The sequence below is a fragment of the Acinetobacter sp. NIPH 542 genome (assembly GCF_000369825.1).
Taxonomy (GTDB): domain Bacteria; phylum Pseudomonadota; class Gammaproteobacteria; order Pseudomonadales; family Moraxellaceae; genus Acinetobacter; species Acinetobacter oleivorans.
Map to the genome: position 1 here is coordinate 89,169 of NZ_KB850209.1, position 19,351 is coordinate 108,519.

Annotated in this window: 17 protein-coding genes; 7 read left to right on the forward strand and 10 right to left on the reverse strand. The window is 40.2% G+C overall.

Translation table 11 applies throughout. The features are described 5' to 3' along the window. Positions 1 to 8 precede the first annotated feature (8 nt). Positions 9 to 428 carry a GNAT family N-acetyltransferase gene (locus F886_RS18670; RefSeq protein WP_005309691.1) on the forward strand — a complete coding sequence of 140 codons (420 nt, stop codon included), beginning with the start codon at positions 9 to 11 and terminating at the stop codon, positions 426 to 428. A gap of 29 nt (positions 429 to 457) precedes the next feature. Here the strand turns inward: F886_RS18670 and F886_RS18675 are convergent, their stop codons facing one another. The 5 genes from F886_RS18675 to F886_RS18695 form a co-directional block, all read right to left on the reverse strand. Next, entirely contained in the window at positions 458 to 1,318 is an 861-nt protein-coding gene (locus F886_RS18675) for a patatin-like phospholipase family protein (RefSeq protein WP_034591603.1), read from the reverse strand. 15 nt (positions 1,319 to 1,333) lie between these two features. Beyond that, positions 1,334 to 1,588 (reverse strand): hypothetical protein, encoded by a 255-nt coding sequence (locus F886_RS18680; protein ID WP_004789195.1) that lies wholly within the window; start codon positions 1,586 to 1,588, stop codon positions 1,334 to 1,336. Between the two features lie 164 nt (positions 1,589 to 1,752). Beyond that, on the reverse strand, positions 1,753 to 3,888 hold the full coding sequence (locus F886_RS18685) for a 3-hydroxyacyl-CoA dehydrogenase NAD-binding domain-containing protein (protein ID WP_005309700.1): 2,136 nt from the start codon (positions 3,886 to 3,888) through the stop codon (positions 1,753 to 1,755). A gap of 18 nt (positions 3,889 to 3,906) precedes the next feature. Next, complete coding sequence (locus F886_RS18690) at positions 3,907 to 5,112, reverse strand: acetyl-CoA C-acetyltransferase (protein WP_005309703.1); 1,206 nt, start codon at positions 5,110 to 5,112, stop codon at positions 3,907 to 3,909. Positions 5,113 to 5,283: 171 nt separating this feature from the next. Next, positions 5,284 to 6,294, reverse strand: coding sequence for an AraC family transcriptional regulator (locus tag F886_RS18695; protein WP_004789200.1), 1,011 nt, complete (start codon positions 6,292 to 6,294; stop codon positions 5,284 to 5,286). 210 nt (positions 6,295 to 6,504) lie between these two features. Between F886_RS18695 and F886_RS18700 the strand changes: the two genes are divergently transcribed. The 5 genes from F886_RS18700 (at position 6,505) to F886_RS18720 (ending at position 13,880) form a co-directional block, all read left to right on the forward strand. Beyond that, on the forward strand, positions 6,505 to 7,623 hold the full coding sequence (locus tag F886_RS18700; RefSeq protein WP_005309708.1) for a CaiB/BaiF CoA transferase family protein: 1,119 nt from the start codon (positions 6,505 to 6,507) through the stop codon (positions 7,621 to 7,623). Between the two features lie 155 nt (positions 7,624 to 7,778). After that, complete coding sequence (locus tag F886_RS18705) at positions 7,779 to 9,011, forward strand: carbohydrate porin (RefSeq protein ID WP_081402332.1); 1,233 nt, start codon at positions 7,779 to 7,781, stop codon at positions 9,009 to 9,011. 173 nt (positions 9,012 to 9,184) lie between these two features. After that, on the forward strand, positions 9,185 to 11,590 hold the full coding sequence (locus F886_RS18710) for a glucose/quinate/shikimate family membrane-bound PQQ-dependent dehydrogenase (protein WP_004789203.1): 2,406 nt from the start codon (positions 9,185 to 9,187) through the stop codon (positions 11,588 to 11,590). 165 nt (positions 11,591 to 11,755) lie between these two features. Continuing rightward, a complete protein-coding gene (locus tag F886_RS18715) occupies positions 11,756 to 13,399 on the forward strand; it encodes a nitrite/sulfite reductase (protein ID WP_005309715.1) in 1,644 nt (547 codons plus the stop codon). After that, positions 13,392 to 13,880, forward strand: coding sequence for a DUF934 domain-containing protein (locus F886_RS18720; protein ID WP_005309719.1), 489 nt, complete (start codon positions 13,392 to 13,394; stop codon positions 13,878 to 13,880). Before F886_RS18715 ends, F886_RS18720 begins: the two co-directional genes overlap by 8 nt. A 49-nt stretch (positions 13,881 to 13,929) precedes the next feature. On the opposite strand, the gene F886_RS18725 is transcribed toward F886_RS18720, so the two are convergent. From F886_RS18725 to F886_RS18735, 3 genes are all read right to left on the reverse strand, one after another. Further along, the gene (locus tag F886_RS18725; RefSeq protein WP_005309721.1) at positions 13,930 to 14,373 is read right to left on the reverse strand and encodes a VOC family protein; all 444 of its coding nucleotides are present in this window, start codon (positions 14,371 to 14,373) and stop codon (positions 13,930 to 13,932) included. Between the two features lie 129 nt (positions 14,374 to 14,502). Then, a complete protein-coding gene (locus F886_RS18730; protein ID WP_005309724.1) occupies positions 14,503 to 15,678 on the reverse strand; it encodes a thiolase family protein in 1,176 nt (391 codons plus the stop codon). Positions 15,679 to 15,786: 108 nt separating this feature from the next. Beyond that, complete coding sequence (locus F886_RS18735) at positions 15,787 to 16,302, reverse strand: GspH/FimT family pseudopilin (RefSeq protein ID WP_005309727.1); 516 nt, start codon at positions 16,300 to 16,302, stop codon at positions 15,787 to 15,789. Positions 16,303 to 16,681: 379 nt separating this feature from the next. On the opposite strand from F886_RS18735, the gene omp38 reads away from it, so the two are divergent. After that, complete coding sequence (gene omp38, locus F886_RS18740; protein ID WP_005309730.1) at positions 16,682 to 17,740, forward strand: outer membrane protein Omp38; 1,059 nt, start codon at positions 16,682 to 16,684, stop codon at positions 17,738 to 17,740. A gap of 124 nt (positions 17,741 to 17,864) precedes the next feature. Here the strand turns inward: omp38 and F886_RS20415 are convergent, their stop codons facing one another. Together F886_RS20415 and F886_RS18745 are read right to left on the reverse strand one after the other, a co-directional pair. Then, positions 17,865 to 18,023 (reverse strand): hypothetical protein, encoded by a 159-nt coding sequence (locus F886_RS20415; RefSeq protein ID WP_005309734.1) that lies wholly within the window; start codon positions 18,021 to 18,023, stop codon positions 17,865 to 17,867. A 3-nt stretch (positions 18,024 to 18,026) separates the two neighbouring features. Then, positions 18,027 to 19,232 carry an RtcB family protein gene (locus tag F886_RS18745; protein ID WP_005309737.1) on the reverse strand — a complete coding sequence of 402 codons (1,206 nt, stop codon included), beginning with the start codon at positions 19,230 to 19,232 and terminating at the stop codon, positions 18,027 to 18,029. Between the last annotated feature and the right edge of the window lie 119 nt (positions 19,233 to 19,351).

Below are 19,351 nucleotides of genomic sequence, written 5' to 3' on the forward strand. Positions count from 1 at the left end.
GTGAGCGGATGTATAAAATTAAAGAGGGTGGTTGGGAACAGCTCGAGAAAGATTCGAAATACATCCGTGAACAAGTTTTTATTCAAGAACAGGGAATTGCACCTGAAGATGAGTGGGACGACTTGGATGCCACAGTTTTGCATTTTATTGTTTATGACAAAGAACAGCCTATCGCTACAGCACGTCTGTTGCCACAGCATAGCGTAGGGCGTGTTGCTGTTTTAGTGCCTTATCGAAAGCAGGGTATTGGTAAAATTTTAATGCAGCATATTATTGACTATGCGCACCATCATAAACTGCCTTATTTAAAGCTTTCTGCGCAAACTTATGTGACAGCTTTTTACGAAGCTTTAGGTTTTCAGGTGCAAGGTGAGGTTTACCAAGATTGTGGTATTCCACATATTGATATGATTTTAGAATTAACTTGAGACTTCTTTTTAGAAATCTCAAGTTGGATTTATTTCATTGCATTCCAGCTTTCAATTGCTTGTAGCCCTGTTTCTAAGCCGACTTCATAGCTATAACGAAGCTTTTTCGGGTTAGTAGTTAAACGACCAGCCATATTTTTAAGAGGGGGTGGACAAACTTCTAAAATTTGCTGTTCTGGATTTTCACCACGAACAAAATCGACCGAAGCGTTATAACGAGCACAACGGCTACGTAAGCTGTTTGCAAAACCATAATGATGTTTAAACGCATATTTCGCGAGGAATTGATCGCCTCGACTACTCGCCTTAAAGTAATTTTTCGGACGTGTGCGTAAAACCAATAGTTTTTTTACATCACTTTGCTGCGCCGTCCAGCGAACGGGTAGAGCATCTGCAACACCACCATCAAAATAAGGTTCCCCCATAATGTCGACGGGATGACGCGTTAAAACTGGAATTGAGCTAGAAGCACGAAGTGCATTTAGCAAATTATCTTTACCAGCACGGAGATATTCCGCATGACCTGTTTTGGCATGCGTCAACACCATATAAAAATCAGGATTTTTGGCAAAAAGACTCTGTTGGTCAAGCGGGTGGTCTTGCTCACCAATTTCCCACATCCATTTTAAATCAAGTAAATCACCGCCTTTGAAAAAGCGTTTGTAATCGATGAATTCAGGACGAAGTGAGTGATCAACATAAAACGTTAGAGTGCGGCCTTGCTGGCCTGCCAAGTAGTTAGCCACATTGGTTGAACCAGACGATACACCAACGTATAAGTCAAAAGGATTGAACTGTTGTTGTAAAAATGAGTCAAGTACACCACTGGTAAAGGCACCACGCATGCCTCCACCCTCTACAACCAATGCGTTGCGGGAAAGATCTGTCATTTGAAAAATATCTGATTACTGAGTTGAGTGCTTATGTTCTTGCATGTCCATTTCAGGCATATCGTCATGTTGAGCGTGTTGCTCTGTAGAGTGTTCAGCTTTTTGCTGCATTTGCTCTTGTTGTGCTTTGCGCTGTGCTCCTGGCATATAGTCAGGTTCATTACTCATTGCTAAATAGAAAAAGCCAAGGAAAATCGCACTTAAAACACCAACGATCAGAACAAATTTCCAGCCTAGAACTGCTGACTCGGAAGAATTTTTATCGGACATAAGGATTTCTCGAATGTGCTGTAGAAGCACAAAAATGAAGTCTATTTATAGCATATTTAGGCCTAGGGCTGAAATCTTAAAGGTCATAAAGAAAAACCCATATAAATAAAATATATTTATATGGGTAAGGTTTATGCAGTTTTTAAATATTCATTACGTCTAAGTTATTGAATATTTTGCTTCTGCTCAGCTTTGGTTTTTAGTAATGCTGGTGGTGTGAATCTCTCACCATATTTGGTAGCTAACTCTTCGGCGCGTTTTTCTGCTTTCTCAATACCATATTGATTGAGGAATTGAATTGCTCCACCCGTCCAAGGTGCGTAACCAATCCCAAAGATAGAACCGACATTGGCATCAATTACAGACTCTAATACGCCTTCTTCATAACAACGTAAGGTATCTAGCGCCTGTACAAACAGAATGCGATCAATCATGTCTTGTTCAGAAATATCATGATCTTTTTGCCAACGGTTCAAGCCTTCCCAAAGGTGCTTTTTACCATTTTCCGGATAGTCATAGAAACCAGCTCCAGCTGCTTTACCTTTACGGTTTAACTCATGAATCATGGTGTGAACCACTTCATCTACAGAAGTTTTAGGTAAATCTTTTCCTTCAGCTTGCAGGGCTTTACGTGCTTCACTTGCAACATGCTCGGTTAAGGTTAAAGACACTTCATCTTGAATAGCGAGTGGTCCAACTGGCATACCAGCTTTCAGTGCTGCCATTTCAATACGTGCTGGGTGAACGCCCTCTGCAAGCAAACGCATACCTTCTTGAATGAATGTACCAAACACGCGACTGGTAAAGAAACCACGGCTATCATTGACAACAATCGGTGTTTTTCCAATTTGTTGTACAAAGTCGTAGGCTTTAGCAAGAGTCTCTGCGGAGGTTTTTTTACCTTTAATAATCTCGACTAACTGCATTTTGTCGACAGGGCTAAAGAAATGCAGACCGATAAAAGCTTTATCATCCTTACTTGCTTGAGCTAAACCTGTAATTGGCAGGGTTGAGGTATTTGATGCCATTACGCCATTAAGCGCTAAATATTGTTCAGCTTCTTGAGTAACTTTCGCTTTGAGCTCTTGATTTTCAAATACCGCTTCAATAATTAAGTCACAGCCTTGAAGGTCTTGAGCTGAAGCTGTAGCCGTAATGAGCGATAAAACATGATCACGTTTTTCTGCAGTCATACGGCCTTGTGAAACACGTTTATCTAAGAGTTTCTGTGAGTAAGCTTTGCCTTTCTCTGCATTTTCAACAGATACATCTTTAAGTACAACTGGAATGCCTTTAATTGCGGTTGAATAAGCAATGCCCGCACCCATCATGCCTGCACCCAACACACCAACTTTAGTGGCTTGCCATTTTGCAACGTCGGCAGGGCGGCTCGCACCAGACTTAATTGCATTTAGACCATGCCAAAAAGTGCCGATCATATTTTTAGAAATTTGGCCTGTTGTAAGCTGAGTAAAGTAGCGAGACTCGATACGCAGTGCAGTATCGACATCAACTTGAGCGCCTTCAACTGCGGCAGCCATAATCGCTTCAGGAGCAGGGTAGCAACCTTTAGTTTTGTCTCTTAACATGGCTGGTGCAATTGCAAGAACTTGTGCAACTGCTGGAGTTTTGGGATCACCACCCGGGATTTTGTAGCCTTTTACATCAAAAGGCTGTTGAGATTTTGGATTCGCTTTTACCCAAGCAATTGCTTTATCTAAAAGCTCTTGTTCATTTTCAGCTGTGTCATGAATTAAGCCTAAAGATTTTGCTTTATCAACACCGAACTGTTTGCCTTCCATTAAAAATGGAAATGCATTTTGAAGCCCAAGCAGACGTACCATACGCACAATACCGCCGCCGCCTGGTAACAAACCTAAAGTGACTTCTGGTAGGCCAAATTTACTTTTCGGGTCATTAATCGCAATACGGTGATGGCAACTTAATGCGATTTCCCAACCGCCGCCAAGTGCAGTGCCATTTAATGCTGCAACGACTGGAATGCCTAGCGTTTCAATTGTGCGTAAATGACCTTTTAGCTTTTCAACCATATTGAAAAAGTCAGTCGCATGTTCCGGCTGAACTTGAATTAGCTCATCTAGGTCACCGCCTGCAAAGAAAGTTTTCTTAGCTGAGCGGAAAATAACACCTGAAAGTTCTGTTTCTGCTTTAAGTTTCTGAGTCGCCTCATCAAGCGAGTCACGAAACTCAGTATTCATGGTGTTCGCAGATTGACCTGTTGAATCAAGCGTTAAAATGACAATATTGTCGGTATTTTTTTCGTATTGAATTGCACTCATCTTTTATATCCCTAATTTTTATACGCGTTCAATAATGGTGGCAATACCCATCCCACCGCCAACACAGAGCGTCGCTAAACCGCGCTTTTTATCTTGTCGTTCAAGCTCATCAAGTAGTGTGCCTAAAATCATCGCACCTGTTGCTCCTAACGGATGGCCTAAAGCAATCGCACCGCCATTTACGTTGACTTTTTCAGCAGGGACGTTGAGCTCATTAATAAAACGCATTACAACTGCCGCGAATGCTTCATTGACTTCAAATAGGTCAATATCATCAATTGTGAGGCCAGCTTTTTCTAAAGCTTTACGTGCAGCAGGAGCAGGGCCAGTTAGCATGATGGTTGGGTCAGTACCGACTAATGCAGTCGCCAAAACTTTAGCGCGTGGTTTTAAATTTTGTTCTTTTACTGCTTTTTCAGAAGCCAATAAAACTACAGCTGCTCCATCAACAATGCCTGATGAGTTACCCGCATGGTGAACATGAGTGATTTTTTGTGCTTCTGGATATTTTTGCAAAGCGACTGCATCAAAGCCCATTTGGCCCATCATTTCAAAACTTGGGTTGAGCTTCGTTAGGCCTTCGAGTGTGGTATTGCCTTTAATAAATTCATCTTTATCTAAAATCACCACGCCCGCGTGATCTTTTACTGGTACGACTGAGTGATTGAAATAACCATTTGATTGAGCCGCTGCCGCTTTTTGTTGTGACTTTACAGCGAAATTATCAACATCTTCACGGCTATACCCATCTAAGGTTGCAATGAGGTCAGCGCCGATGCCTTGTGGAACAAATGATGATTTAAGATTCGTTTCTGGATCTAGCGCCCATGGTCCACCATCGGAACCCATTGGAATGCGTGACATTGATTCAACGCCACCTGCAACGACTAAATGTTCCCAACCAGAACGAACTTTCATGGCTGCCATGTTGACTGCTTCTAAGCCTGAAGCACAAAAACGATTGATTTGCACCCCAGCAACATCATCATTCCAACCAGCTGCAATCGCTGCGGTTTTGGCAATGTCGCCGCCTTGATCACCAATAGGCGTTACGCAGCCTAAAACAATGTCGTCGACTTTCGATGTATCGAGTTGATGGCGCTGCTGTAATTCATTTAATAAAGTGGTGAGTAAGGTAATTGGTTTTACTTCATAAAGAGAGCCGTCTTTTTTTCCTTTTCCGCGTGGTGTGCGAATGGCATCAATAATATAAGCCTCGCTCATAACAGTTCCTTTTTTATTGCTTAAAATTTATTTGTGTTTTGAGTGTACTGGTTTTAATAGCGAGTGCAATGACGATAAGCGCACCAGTCAGGTGATGATTTTTGCCAATAGAAATACAAAAAAGCCCAAGTTGAACTTGGGCTAAATGTGAAACTTAAATAGATTGAAGAGTTAGTGATAACCGTGTAGCTGGCGATATAGGCCAGGGGTTACACCCGTCCACTTTTTAAATGCGCGGTGGAATGTACTCGTTTCACTAAAACCAACTTGTTGAGCAACGTCTTCAAGTGTTAATTCAGGGTTGAGTAACAGGTGAATTGCAGCATCGCGACGTAAAGCATCTTTTACGCCTTGATAGCTTTTACCTTCGGCAGCCAAGCGACGACGTAAGGTTTGAGGAGATAAATACAACATTGATGCAACGTCATTAAGCGTTGGCATTTCTTCACCAATCTGGCTTTTGAGTACTTCACGAATACGAGAAGTTAGCGAGTTGGTATTTTTGAATTTTACTAAAAGCTGAGCAGGTGCCGCTTTTAAGAATTCTTCTAGCGTTTTTTCATCTTGACGGATTGGCAAATCAAGATAATCAGCCGCAAAAGTTATTTCAGTACGCGGTGCATCAAACTGCATGACTGGTGCAAAAAATAATGCATCATATTCATCTGCATGTGCAGGGCGTGGGTAGCTAAAATGGACGCGCTCTAATGGCAAACGTCGTTCAATGAGCCATGATGCTAGACCATGCCAAATCATAAGCATACTTTCAGTAATGAAATGATCTGGATCTAAAGTTTTTGGAATGAGTGGAACTAGACGTGCTTCATGCTTGTCACGCTCTAGGCTGACAGACCATTCATCGCCAAATAATTTGTAAAATTGAGATGAAAGTTCAAGGGCTTGGCCCAATGTTTTTGCGTGAATAATCAACTGACACATAATGGCAAAAGTGCCCAGACGACGTGGTTGTACGTCAAATCCAACGTGTTCATCCTGTGTGACCATCCACAACATTTTTATAAAACGAGTGTATTGTTCTGGTGAGATTCGAGCTTTAGGTTGACGTAATAATTCCGCTTCAATGCCCACATGTGAAAGGAGCATTTCAACATCCATGCCAAGGCGCTTTACGCCTGTCAAAGCCGCATTCACGAAGTGGATGCTAATCGTATCGCGACTCATATTGAATCCTTCAGTCTCTTTGATGTTCACTTTAAATTGACCTAAATGACCGTCTAAAAAAATAAATTGGCGATTTACAACAGAGTAAAAGCACTTTTTACATGTTAAATTGCCGAAATGATCAAGGTAAATGGCTGAACATGACATTGTTTTAGAATATTTGCTTAACTAATATAAAAGAAAATATGAATAATAGTGGTTAAAAAAACGATGACGACAGCATTAAATGGACTTAAAGTTCTCGATTTCTCGACACTCTTACCCGGACCTTTTGCCACAATGTATTTAGCCGATATGGGCGCAGAAGTCATCCATATCGAATCTCCATCGCGTCCAGATTTAATTCGGATCATGCCGCCCTACGCAAATGGGCAAGCAACGGCACATAGTTATTTAAACCGAAATAAACAGTCAATTGTTCTCGATTTAAAAGATCCGGCAAGTATTGAATTAATTAAAGCCAAAATTTCCGAGTTTGATATTGTCATAGAGCAGTTTCGACCTGATGTCATGCGCCGTCTAGGATTAGATTACTCAACACTTGCCGAAATTAATCCGCGCTTAATCTACTGCTCAATTACAGGTTATGGACAAACAGGAAGCTATAAGGATAGAGCTGGGCATGACATTAACTATTTAGCTTTAGCCGGTATTGCTGGGTATAGCGGTCGACAAGACAGTGGTCCACCGCCACTCGGTATTCAAGTTGCAGATATTGCAGGTGGTTCACTTCATGCAGTTATTGCTATTTTAGCGGCGGTGGTTGAACGCGGGCGTAGTGGTATGGGGCAATATATTGATATTTCCATGACCGATTGTGTGGCTAGCTTAAATAGTATGGCTGCATCAGCCACACTTGCTGCACAGGTCGAGCAGGCTCCAGAACATGGAATGCTCAATGGTGGTATTTTCTATGACTACTATATGACCCAAGATGGTCGTTATCTTTCAATTGGTAGTCTTGAACCACAATTTATGTCAGGTTTATCAATTGCTCTTGATCTGCCCCTATTATTGCAAAAGGGCGCTTCATTAGATGCCGAAGATCGGAAAGAAGTTAAACAAGCCATTCAAGAAAAAATTAAAAGCAAAACATTTAAAGAGTGGCATGAAATTTTTGCAAACCTTGATGTGTGTGTAGAACCTGTTTTAAGTCTCACTGAGTCATTAAATTCGCCCTTAGCACAACAACGTGGATGGATTGTGGATGTTCCTTTGCAGAATAATACAGCAGATACAGAACCACAGTTGGCTTGCCCAATTAAGTTTTCAAGATCAAAAATGAGATATTCCTTTATAGGTCAAAAACTTGGTGAAGGACAATGGTAAAGAGGTGAGGCCATTTCTTAGACACTGTGTATTAAGATTATTATTAGATTAATCAATTGATTAACATTTTGAATAATTTCTTTACATAAAATTAGCGTACCCTTTATAAACAAAGACATAAAAGGTATGTAAACATGAAAACACATAAATCCTTGATGGCTTCCTGTTTATCCGTTTTATCAATTACTCTTTTCATACAGCACGCACAAGCTGCTGCTGCATTCGACCCAAATAGTCCGTGGATGTTGGGTGATTGGAACGGTCAACGCACCGCGTTACAAGCACAAGGTTATGATTTTTCTTTCGGATATACCGGCGAATACGCCGGTATTTTAGATTCAAAAAATACATCAACGCATGGTAGTGCTTATACGGGGCAACTTGCTTTAGGAACTCATTTTGATTTAAACAAAATTTTAGGGTGGCAAGATACAGAAGCTCAAATCACATTAACTTATCGTGATGGGCAATCGCTTTCTGAACATTCACCAGCTTTAGCTGGGCACTTAAGCTCGGTACAAGAAGTGTGGGGGCGTGAGCAAACTTGGCGTTTAACCGATTTGTGGATCAAGAAAAAATTTCTTGACCAGAAGTTAGACGTTAAAGTGGGTCGTTTTGGTGAAGGTGAGGACTTTAATAGTTTTGACTGTGATTTCCAGAACTTGGCGCTTTGTGGTTCGCAAGTGGGTAACTGGGTTGGTGAACAGTGGTATAACTGGCCAGTCAGCCAATGGGCTATGCGTGTTAAATATAACTTGCAACCAGACTTATATACCCAAGTGGGTGTATATGAATATAACCCGGAAAATTTGGACCGAGGCAAAGGTTTTAACCTAAGCACTGATGGTTCACATGGGGCAATTATTCCTGCCGAAGTAGTTTGGTCACCTAAATTAGGCGCTCAAAGTATGGCTGGTGAATACCGTTTAGGTTATTACTACAGCACTGCTGATGCCGAAGAAATTACAAATAAGGCTCAAACATCTCATAAGCAAGGTGTATGGGTAACTGCAAAACAAAAATTATTCCAGCCTGCTGATCAAACAGACCGTGGTTTGACTGGATTTGTGAACCTGACGTTCCACGACTCTGATACCAACAAAATTGATAACATGCAAAATGTAGGCTTAGTCTATAAAGGTTTGCTCAATCAACGTCCTCAAGATGAATTGGCACTCGGTGTTGCGCGTATCCATATCAACGATGATTGGAACGATGTCCAAAATAAAGAATACGACACTGAATACAATACCGAGCTTTACTACGGTATTCATGCGACAAACTGGCTAACTATCCGTCCAAATGTGCAATATGTCCGTCATGTTGGTGCATTAAAAAATGGTGATAACACTTGGGTAGGCGGTATTAAATTCTCAACTGCATTCTAAGCGTAATTACTCTGAAAACGGATTGTCGAGGGCTAAATCATTGATTGAATAATCCTGACCTTCCGTTTTTTCTTTATGCCTGAGTTTTGTTTTAGATGTATTGATAGGCCGATTTTTGATGAAAAGCTTGGCCTATCTTTCCGATAAAAATGATGATTGATAAGAGGTGGTTTATGACTCAACCTACTTCAAGATCAGGTTTAACGACTTTTACCGTAATTATTATTGGGTTATTAGCGTTATTCCTGTTAATTGGAGGTATTTGGCTCGCTACATTAGGCGGTTCAATTTACTATATTATTACTGGTGTATTACTCCTGATTGTTGCATGGCAACTCTATAAGCGCGCATCTACAGCATTGTGGGTGTACGCTGCTTTAATGCTAGGTACCATTATTTGGGGTGTCTGGGAAGTTGGAACAGACTTCTGGGCGCTTGCACCTCGTTTAGATATTTTAGGTATTCTTGGTTTATGGTTATTGGTTCCAGCCGTAACTCGTGGAATCAGCAACCTTGGATCAAGTAAAGTTGCCTTATCTTCAACTCTAGCAATTGCAATCTTGTTGATGGTCTATTCGATTTTCAACGATCCGCAAGAAATTAATGGTGAAATCAAGACACCTCAACCAGAAACTGCTCAAGCAGTTCCAGGTGTAGCAGAGAGTGACTGGCCAGCGTATGGTCGTACTCAGGCAGGTGTACGTTATTCTCCGTTAAAACAGATTAATGATCAAAACGTAAAAGATTTGAAAGTTGCTTGGACTTTACGTACTGGCGATCTTAAGACAGATAACGACTCTGGCGAAACGACCAATCAGGTTACACCGATTAAAATCGGTAATAACATGTTTATCTGTACAGCTCACCAGCAGTTAATTTCAATTGATCCGGCTACAGGTAAAGAAAAATGGCGTTTTGATCCGAAGCTTAAAACGGATAAATCGTTCCAGCATCTAACTTGCCGTGGTGTGATGTACTACGATGCAAACAACACAACTGAGTTTGCAACGAGTCTTCAAAGCAAGAAATCTGACTCTACACAATGTCCGCGTAAAGTCTTTGTTCCTGTGAATGATGGCCGTTTAGTTGCGGTGAATGCTGACACTGGTAAAGCATGTACTGACTTTGGGAAAAATGGTGAAGTGAACTTGCAAGAGTTTATGCCATATGCTTACCCAGGTGGTTACAACCCAACATCTCCTGGTATCGTGACTGGTTCAACAGTTGTTATTGCTGGTTCGGTAACCGATAACTACTCAAATAAAGAACCATCTGGTGTAATTCGTGGATACGACGTTAACACTGGTAAACTCCTTTGGGTATTTGATACTGGCGCAGCAGATCCAAATGCAATGCCGGGCGAAGGTACGAATTTCGTTCATAACTCACCAAATGCGTGGGCTCCTTTAGCATACGATGCCAAACTTGATATCGTTTATGTTCCAACAGGTGTAGGTACTCCAGATATCTGGGGTGGCGACCGTACTGAGTTGAAAGAGCGTTATGCGAACTCGATGTTAGCGATTAATGCTTCAACTGGTAAATTAGTGTGGAACTTCCAGACAACCCATCATGACTTATGGGATATGGACGTACCATCACAACCATCTTTAGCTGATATCAAAAACAAAGCTGGCCAAACTGTTCCTGCAATCTATGTGTTGACTAAAACAGGTAATGCCTTTGTTCTTGATCGTCGTAATGGTCAACCAATTGTTCCTGTAACTGAAAAACCAGTTCCACAAACAGTTAAACGTGGACCACAGACTAAAGGCGAGCATTATTCAAAAACTCAGCCATTCTCTGACTTGAACTTAGCTCCACAAGATAAATTGACTGATAAAGATATGTGGGGTGCCACTATGCTTGATCAGCTCATGTGTCGTGTATCTTTCAAACGTCTAAATTACGATGGTATTTATACTCCACCATCTGAAAACGGTACTTTAGTTTTCCCTGGTAACTTGGGTGTGTTTGAATGGGGTGGCATGTCAGTTAACCCTGACCGTCAAGTTGCTGTGATGAACCCGATTGGTTTGCCATTCGTAAGTCGTTTAATTCCTGCTGATCCAAACCGTGCACAAACTGCAAAAGGTGCAGGAACTGAGCAGGGCGTACAACCAATGTACGGCGTACCTTATGGTGTTGAAATTAGCGCATTCTTATCTCCGCTTGGTTTACCTTGTAAACAACCAGCTTGGGGATATGTAGCTGGCGTTGATTTGAAAACTCATGAAGTGGTATGGAAAAAACGTATTGGTACAATTCGTGACAGCTTACCGAACTTGTTCCAGTTACCAGCTGTGAAAATTGGTGTACCTGGTTTAGGTGGTTCAATTTCTACTGCCGGTAATGTTATGTTTGTTGGTGCAACTCAAGATAACTACTTACGTGCATTTAACGTTACTAACGGTAAGAAACTTTGGGAAGCGCGTTTGCCAGCGGGTGGACAAGCAACACCAATGACTTATGAAATCAATGGTAAGCAATATGTTGTGATCATGGCTGGTGGTCATGGTTCATTTGGTACAAAAATGGGCGACTATTTAGTGGCGTATGCCTTACCAGATAACAAATAAAAAGCTTTTATAGAAAGGGCCTGGATTTATCCGGGCTTTTTTATGTCGATTTATATTAAAGCTTATCAATAAAACCGTTATTAAATATGCAAAAAAAGCATTTTATTGATGAATGAAAGCTCGCTATGCTATCCGCCTTAATAATGAATCTACTAGCCATACGCCATGTATTTATATACCGATTTCGACCAGCAGCTGGTTAATGAACGAGTTGCTCAGTTCCGTGATCAGACTGAACGCTATTTAGCTGGCAAACTTTCTGAAGATGAATATCGTCCGTTACGTTTGCAAAATGGTTTATATGTGCAACGCTATGCGCCTATGCTGCGTATTGCTGTGCCGTATGGCTTAATGAATTCTAAGCAATTACGTAAAGTTGCTGAAGTTTCAACTACTTATGACCGTGGTTATGCACACGTATCTACACGTCAAAACATCCAGTTGAACTGGCCTGCACTTGAAGATGTGCCAGATATTTTGGCTGAACTTGCAACTGTACAAATGCATGCCATTCAAACAAGTGGTAACTGTATTCGTAACACAACAACCGACCAATATGCAGGTGTAGTTGCTGGTGAAATTGCAGACCCACGTCCAACATGTGAATTGATTCGTCAGTGGAGTACATTCCACCCAGAATTTGCATTCTTGCCACGTAAGTTCAAAATTGCTGTTTCTGCACTTGAAGAAAAAGATCGTGCGGCAACTGCATTCCACGATATTGGTGTTTATATCGTGCGTAATGAAGCGGGCGAAATCGGCTATAAAATTATGGCTGGTGGTGGTTTAGGCCGTACTCCAATCATTGGTAGCGTTATTCGTGAGTTTTTACCACGTGAAGATTTAATTGCTTATTTAGAAGCGGTTCTACGTGTTTATAACTTGCATGGCCGTCGTGATAATAAATACAAAGCGCGTATTAAAATTCTAGTTAAAGCATTAACTCCTGAAGTATTTGCACAGAAAGTTGAAGCTGAGTTTGAACATACACGTGAAGCATTGAAAATTCAGCCAGAAATCTTGAAAAAACTGGATGAAGAATTCACCCCGTTTGATTATCAAGATTTAGCCGATGAAGACTTTACCGCTTTATTTGCTGAGCATCCAAAATTCAAACAGTGGTTCAATATCAACACACATGCGCATAAAGTGAAGGGCTATCGTATTGTTACGATTTCTCTAAAACGTGCAGGTATCGCACCGGGCGATATGACCACTGAAGAAATGAACTTTATTGCAGATCTTGCTGATAAATATACATTCGGTGAACTTCGTACGACTCACGAACAAAACATTGCTTTGGCAGATGTGCCTCAAAAAGATTTGTTTGATGTATGGCAAGCGCTTGAACAGCAAAATATGGCACGTGCACATATTGGTTTTATTACCGATATCATTAGTTGCCCGGGCGGTGATTTCTGTTCACTTGCAAATGCAAAATCAATTCCAATTGCTGAAGCGATTACGCGTCGTTTCGATGACTTAGATAAGGTGTATGACCTTGGTCATTTAGACTTAAATATTTCTGGTTGTATGAATGCTTGTGGTCACCACCACGTAGGTAACATCGGTATTTTAGGTGTAGATAAAAAAGGTGCTGAATTCTACCAAATTACATTAGGTGGTAATTCCGACCATGATGCATCAATCGGTGACATCTTAGGGCCATCATTTGCAGCAGATGCTGTTCCTGACGTAATTGAAGAAATATTAAATACTTATCTTGATTTACGTACTGAAGGTGAGCGTTTTGTTGACACATATCGCCGTGTAGGAATTCAACCATTTAAGGAGCGTGCATATGCTTAATACAGCTCTACCAGTGCTTTATAAAGATGGCACGATCGCTGACAATACTTATCAAATCATTGCTGAAGATGATGTTATTCCTCAGGGTGACGTTGTTGTAACAACAGCTCAACTAGACCAATTAGCAAACATTCAAGGCAAAAAAGCTTTGTATGTGACGGTAAATGATTCACCTGAAAATCATACATTCCCATTAAATGAACTTGATGCAATTTTCATTGAGTTTGCGGGTTTTGGTGATGGGCGAGGCTACTCATTTGCAGCACTATTACGCCGCCAAGGTTTCCAAGGTGAGTTACGTGCAACAGGTGATGTGTTTAAGGATGTTTTAAACTACTTAAAGCGTTCTGGTTTTGATAGCTTTGTCGTAAAAGAAGGCAAAGACGTACAAGAAGCTGCGGCAGGTTTGCAAGACTTTACCAACCCATATCAAGCTTCAACTGGTGTGCCAGAAGCGAGTTATCAAACAGGTGCTCAATAAATCCTGAAATAAAAAATCCCGCAATTTGCGGGATTTTTTATATTGAAAATTATGTATCAAGTTGGCAGTTAACCATCCACTTTATACCAAATTGATCGGTAAACGCTCCGTATAATGCACCCCAGAACGTTTTTTCTAGAGGCATTTCAATTTGACCATTTACAGATAGAGCATCAAAAAGTTGTTTAGCTTTTTCTTGCTCATCCTTTTCAAGGTTAATTGCGATGTAGTGATTATTGCCTTGGGTAAAAACACTGTTAGGCGCACAGAATTGATCATTTGTATCTGATGCCATAAGTACAGTGTATTCATTGATAGGTAGAGAAACGTGAAGAATCAGATTTTTGTTCGCTTCAGATAATGTCACACCTTCTGATGGTGGCATATCACCATAGCGACTCAACATGGCGAACTCGCCACCAAAAACTGATTTATAAAAATTAAAGGCTTGCTCTGCCTGACCTTGGAAATTGAGGTAGTGATTGAGTTGCATTGTTATTGTCCATTGTTGTTTTCGTTTAAAAGAATAAGTTAAAACTTAAAAGTGATTTTGTGGGTCATTTTTTGTAGTTTTTTCATAAAAAATCCCACCGAAGTGGGATTTTAAAATAGTTAATTTTAATTAAATAAGTTCAATCGCAACGGCTGTTGCTTCACCACCGCCAATACAAAGTGCTGCAATACCTTTTTTACCACCGGTGCGTTTCAGTGCATGAATCAGTGTGAGAATAATACGAGAACCTGTAGAACCTACTGGATGACCTAATGCACAAGCACCACCATTAATATTGACTTTTTCAGCATCAAGTTTGAAGTCATCAATTGGGCACATGGTAACCATGGCAAAAGCTTCATTAATTTCCCACAGGTCAACTTCTTGAGCATTCCAACCCGCTTTTTTAAGAACTTTTTCAATAGCGCCAACAGGAGCAATTGTAAATTCTGAAGGATGTTGAGAGTTTGAAGCTGTTGCAATAATTTTTGCCAGTGGCTGTAAACCACGTTGAGTAGCAACCTCACTTGAAGTTAATACTAATGCAGATGCACCATCTGAAATAGAGCTTGCGTTTGCTGCGGTAATTGTACCGTCTTTTGCAAAAGCTGGTTTAAGTGAAGGAATTTTGTCGATCTTTGCATTTAAAGGTTGTTCATCTTGATCAACAACGACATCACCTTTGCGACTAGGCACGGTAACCGAAACAATTTCATCTTTGAAATAACCTTCGGTAATTGCTGTTTGAGCACGTTTCAAAGAGCGGATCGCAAAGTCATCCATTTGCTCGCGTGTATAGCCACGAGTATTTGCCATATCTTGAGCAAAAGAACCCATTAAACGACCAGTTTCAGCGTCTTCAAGTCCATCAAGAAACATGTGATCCTTAATTTCACCATGGCCCATACGATAGCCAGCACGTGCTTTTGGTAAAACATAAGGTGCATTTGTCATAGACTCCATGCCGCCAGCAACAACAATTTCGGCACTACCAGCTTTAATCATGTCTGTTGCTTGCATCACGGCTTTCATGCCAGAGCCACAAAGCTTATTAATCGTCACAGCACCTGTAGAATCAGGTAAGCCAGCTTTGCGCATTGCTTGACGAGCAGGACCTTGTTTTAAGCCAGCAGGAAGAACACAACCCATAATGACTTCTTCGACATCAGTAGGTTGTAAACCTGCTCGTGCGATTGCTTCTTTAATCGTTACAGCACCTAGTTCAGGCGCTGTAAGTCCTGATAGTGATCCTTGAAAACCACCCATGGCAGTACGAGCACCATTAACAATTACGATATCAGTCATTGTTGTAATCTCCGATTGTTCTTTATCTCAAATTAAGAAAACATTAAAACTTAAGCAGTATATTGCAAAATGGGGGATAGCTTGGATTCTGTATTAGACTGGAGAGTTCTAACAATTTTGAAGTTCTTCTAGGCGTACATGCCCCATTTTGCTAAGAACTAATTTAAAATTTTTAAGCTGATTATAAGAACAATAAGTAAAACTGCCGTTAGACTCACGTGGAAGTCCGGTATCTCCCTGAAATACGATACTATTTAATTTTTTGCCAAATTTTTGAAATTTCAAAGAGCCATAACGATGATTAAGTTCAATATTGGTTAATATTTCTTCATAGCTTTCTCTTTGTAGATTATGATTTTTGTCTACAAAGCTTATAAGCCTTGTATCCCAATTACTATTACATGTAGACAAATTAACACTTGGGCAAAGTACGACACTCTTATGTCGTAGAATTGCGTCGTATTTGGCTTTTTGTATATGAATTGTGAGTAGTTGAGGCGTGTTTTTGAATTCCATTGAAGCCATAAATTGGTGGTATAAAGGAAGGGCTAGGGTGAACATAATCATAAGAATTGCGAGCGTTATAATGAGTTCCATCAATGTGAAACCGGGAGATTTAAACATTAAAATTCCTTAATATATAAATAAATATTTTGATTTTATGTGTTCTATCAATGATTTATATGGCTTTTTATAATGAGGAAACACAAAATTAAATAAAGGTTATCAGGACGCTAGAATACTGGTAAAATCACCCTAAGCGAAAGAAAGAAGTTGTTCATATTTGCTAGTTGAGTAAAAAATTACCGAATTACAACGGAAATTGTAAGTAATTTTGTCAATAATTTACTTGATTAAAATTATCAAGCACTTGGAAAGTCTATCAAGTGTTTGTATGATTCAAATGTGAATAGCTTAAAAATAATACTGGGGTAAAAATATCTCAGGGGCCAATAAATTTAGGCTGAGCTTGAACAACAATTGTTATCTCTGGAGGATATCCATGAAATTGAGTCGTATTGCACTTGCTATGCTTGTTGCTGCTCCATTAGCTGCTGCTAATGCTGGCGTAACTGTTACACCATTATTGCTTGGTTACACTTTCCAAGACAGCCAACACAATAATGGTGGTGATAAAGGTAGTTTAACAAATAGCCCTGAGCTTCAAAACGATTTATTCGTTGGTGCTGCACTAGGTATTGAGTTAACACCATGGTTAGGTTTTGAAGCTGAATATAACCAAGTTAAAGGTGATGTTGATCCGAGCTACGGTGAATACAAACAAAAACAAATCAATGGTAACTTCTATGTTACTTCTGATTTAATCACTAAAAACTATGACAGCAAATTCAAGCCGTATGTATTGTTAGGTGCTGGTCACTATAAATATGATTTTGATGATGCTCGTTTAGCTTACCATGATGGTGAAGAAGGTACTTTAGGTAATGCTGGTATTGGTGCTTTCTATCGCTTAAACGATGCTTTGTCTCTTCGTACAGAAGCTCGTGGTACTTATAACTTTGACGAACAATTCTGGAACTATACAGCTCTTGCTGGTTTAAACGTAGTTCTTGGTGGTCACTTGAAGCCTGCTGCTCCTGTAGTAGAAGTTGCTCCAGTTGAACCAACTCCAGTTGCTCCACAACCACAAGAGTTGACTGAAGACCTTAACATGGAACTTCGTGTGTTCTTTGATACTAACAAATCAAACATCAAAGACCAATACAAGCCAGAAATCGCTAAAGTTGCTGAGAAGTTAACTGAATACCCTAACGCTACTGCACGTATCGAAGGTCACACAGATAACACTGGTCCACGTAAGTTAAACGAACGTTTATCTTTAGCTCGTGCTAACTCTGTTAAATCAGCTCTTGTAAACGAATACAACGTTGATGCATCTCGTTTGTCTACTCAAGGTTTCGCTTGGGATCAACCGATTGCTGACAACAAAACTAAAGAAGGTCGTGCTATGAACCGTCGTGTATTCGCGACAATCACTGGTAGCCGTACTGTAGTTGTTCAACCTGGTCAAGAAGCAGCAGCTCCTGCAGCAGCTCAATAATTTGAGTTCTTGAACAGTAAAAAAGCGACTCGTTAGAGTCGCTTTTTTTATTGCGATTTTTAAAATATTTAGTCATTTCTATGTCTCCTTAATAATAATGATTTTCGATCTTGGTCTAAATTATTTACCAATCACCTTTTCTCAATTGCTGTTTAGCATCTTGTCTATCTCTACGATGTTGAGCACGAGGTTTCTCTGTTTCATGCATTCCACCTTTGTGAAGTAAAGGGGAAAGCGCCACTTGATTACGGACTTTGATTTTTGGCATTTCTTTAATTTTCATGTTTTAACCTTTAATACATAAAACTTGTTTAAGTGTGTGAACAACTTCAATGAGGTCACCCTGATTTGCCATGACTTCATCAATATCTTTATAAGCACTTGGGATTTCATCAACAATACCACTGTCTTTACGGCATTCAATACCTTGGGTTTGTTCAATAAGATCTTGCTGGTTAAAAAGAGTTTTTGCCTTGCTTCGACTCATCTTGCGACCTGCTCCATGAGAACAAGAACAAAATGACTCAGGGTTTGCTTTACCTCTGACGATATAAGAGCGTGCTCCCATTGAACCTGGAATAATGCCTAATTCATCTAAGCCTGCTCGAATTGCACCTTTTCGGGTAATTAATAAACTTTCACCGAAATGTGTTTCACGGCTTACATAATTATGATGACAATTAATAGCCTCTTTGGTCATTTGAAAAGAGGGTAGAAGTGGGCGAATCGCTTCTAAAATTAAACGCATCATTTCTTTGCGATTTTCAAAAGCATATTCTTGAGCCCACTCTACAGCTTCTACATAATCATCAAAACTAGTTGAGCCTTCGGCAAAATAACTTAAGTCTTTATCTGGTACGTGGCCAAAGCGATGCTGAGCTTCTTTCTTGGCTAATTCAATAAAATAACTGCCAATAACGTTACCCAGTCCTCGGCTACCTGAATGTAGCATTACCCATATGTCTTGATTTTCATCAATACAGAGCTCGATAAAGTGGTTGCCGCCACCTAAAGTGCCCAATTGTTTTTGCCATGTCGCATCAAATTGTCGAAGCATTCGAACAAGACCAGGATGCTTTTTGATAATCGGCTCTAAGCTTTTCTCAAGTGGAATAATGCTTGAAGCTTTTGCCTTGACCTGTTTATGTAAAGCAAATCCGACTGGTACTTTACGTTCGATTGTATCTCGTAAACGACTTAAACTATCTGGCAATTGAGAAGCCTTTAGACTTAAACGAATTGCATTCATTCCACAGCCAATATCTACTCCTACAGCAGCAGGAATAATGGCATGTTTCGTCGGAATAACACTGCCTACGGTAGCGCCTTTTCCGACATGAACATCTGGCATAACAGCAATATGTGAGTATATAAATTGCAGTTTAGCCATTTTCTTGAGTTGTTCGATACTTTCACTATCTATATCTTGAGTGAAAATTTTAACGGGGACACCATACAGTGCCTCCTCATTTAATATTTTTTGTGTGCCCATACTTTTTCTCTTATTTTTGTCCGAGCAGGCATAAAAAAACCTAGCGAATGCTAGGTTTTAAATTTGAGCATTCGGACAAGTGAAGTGAATTTGTACACTTGTCCGTGAGCTGACATCGT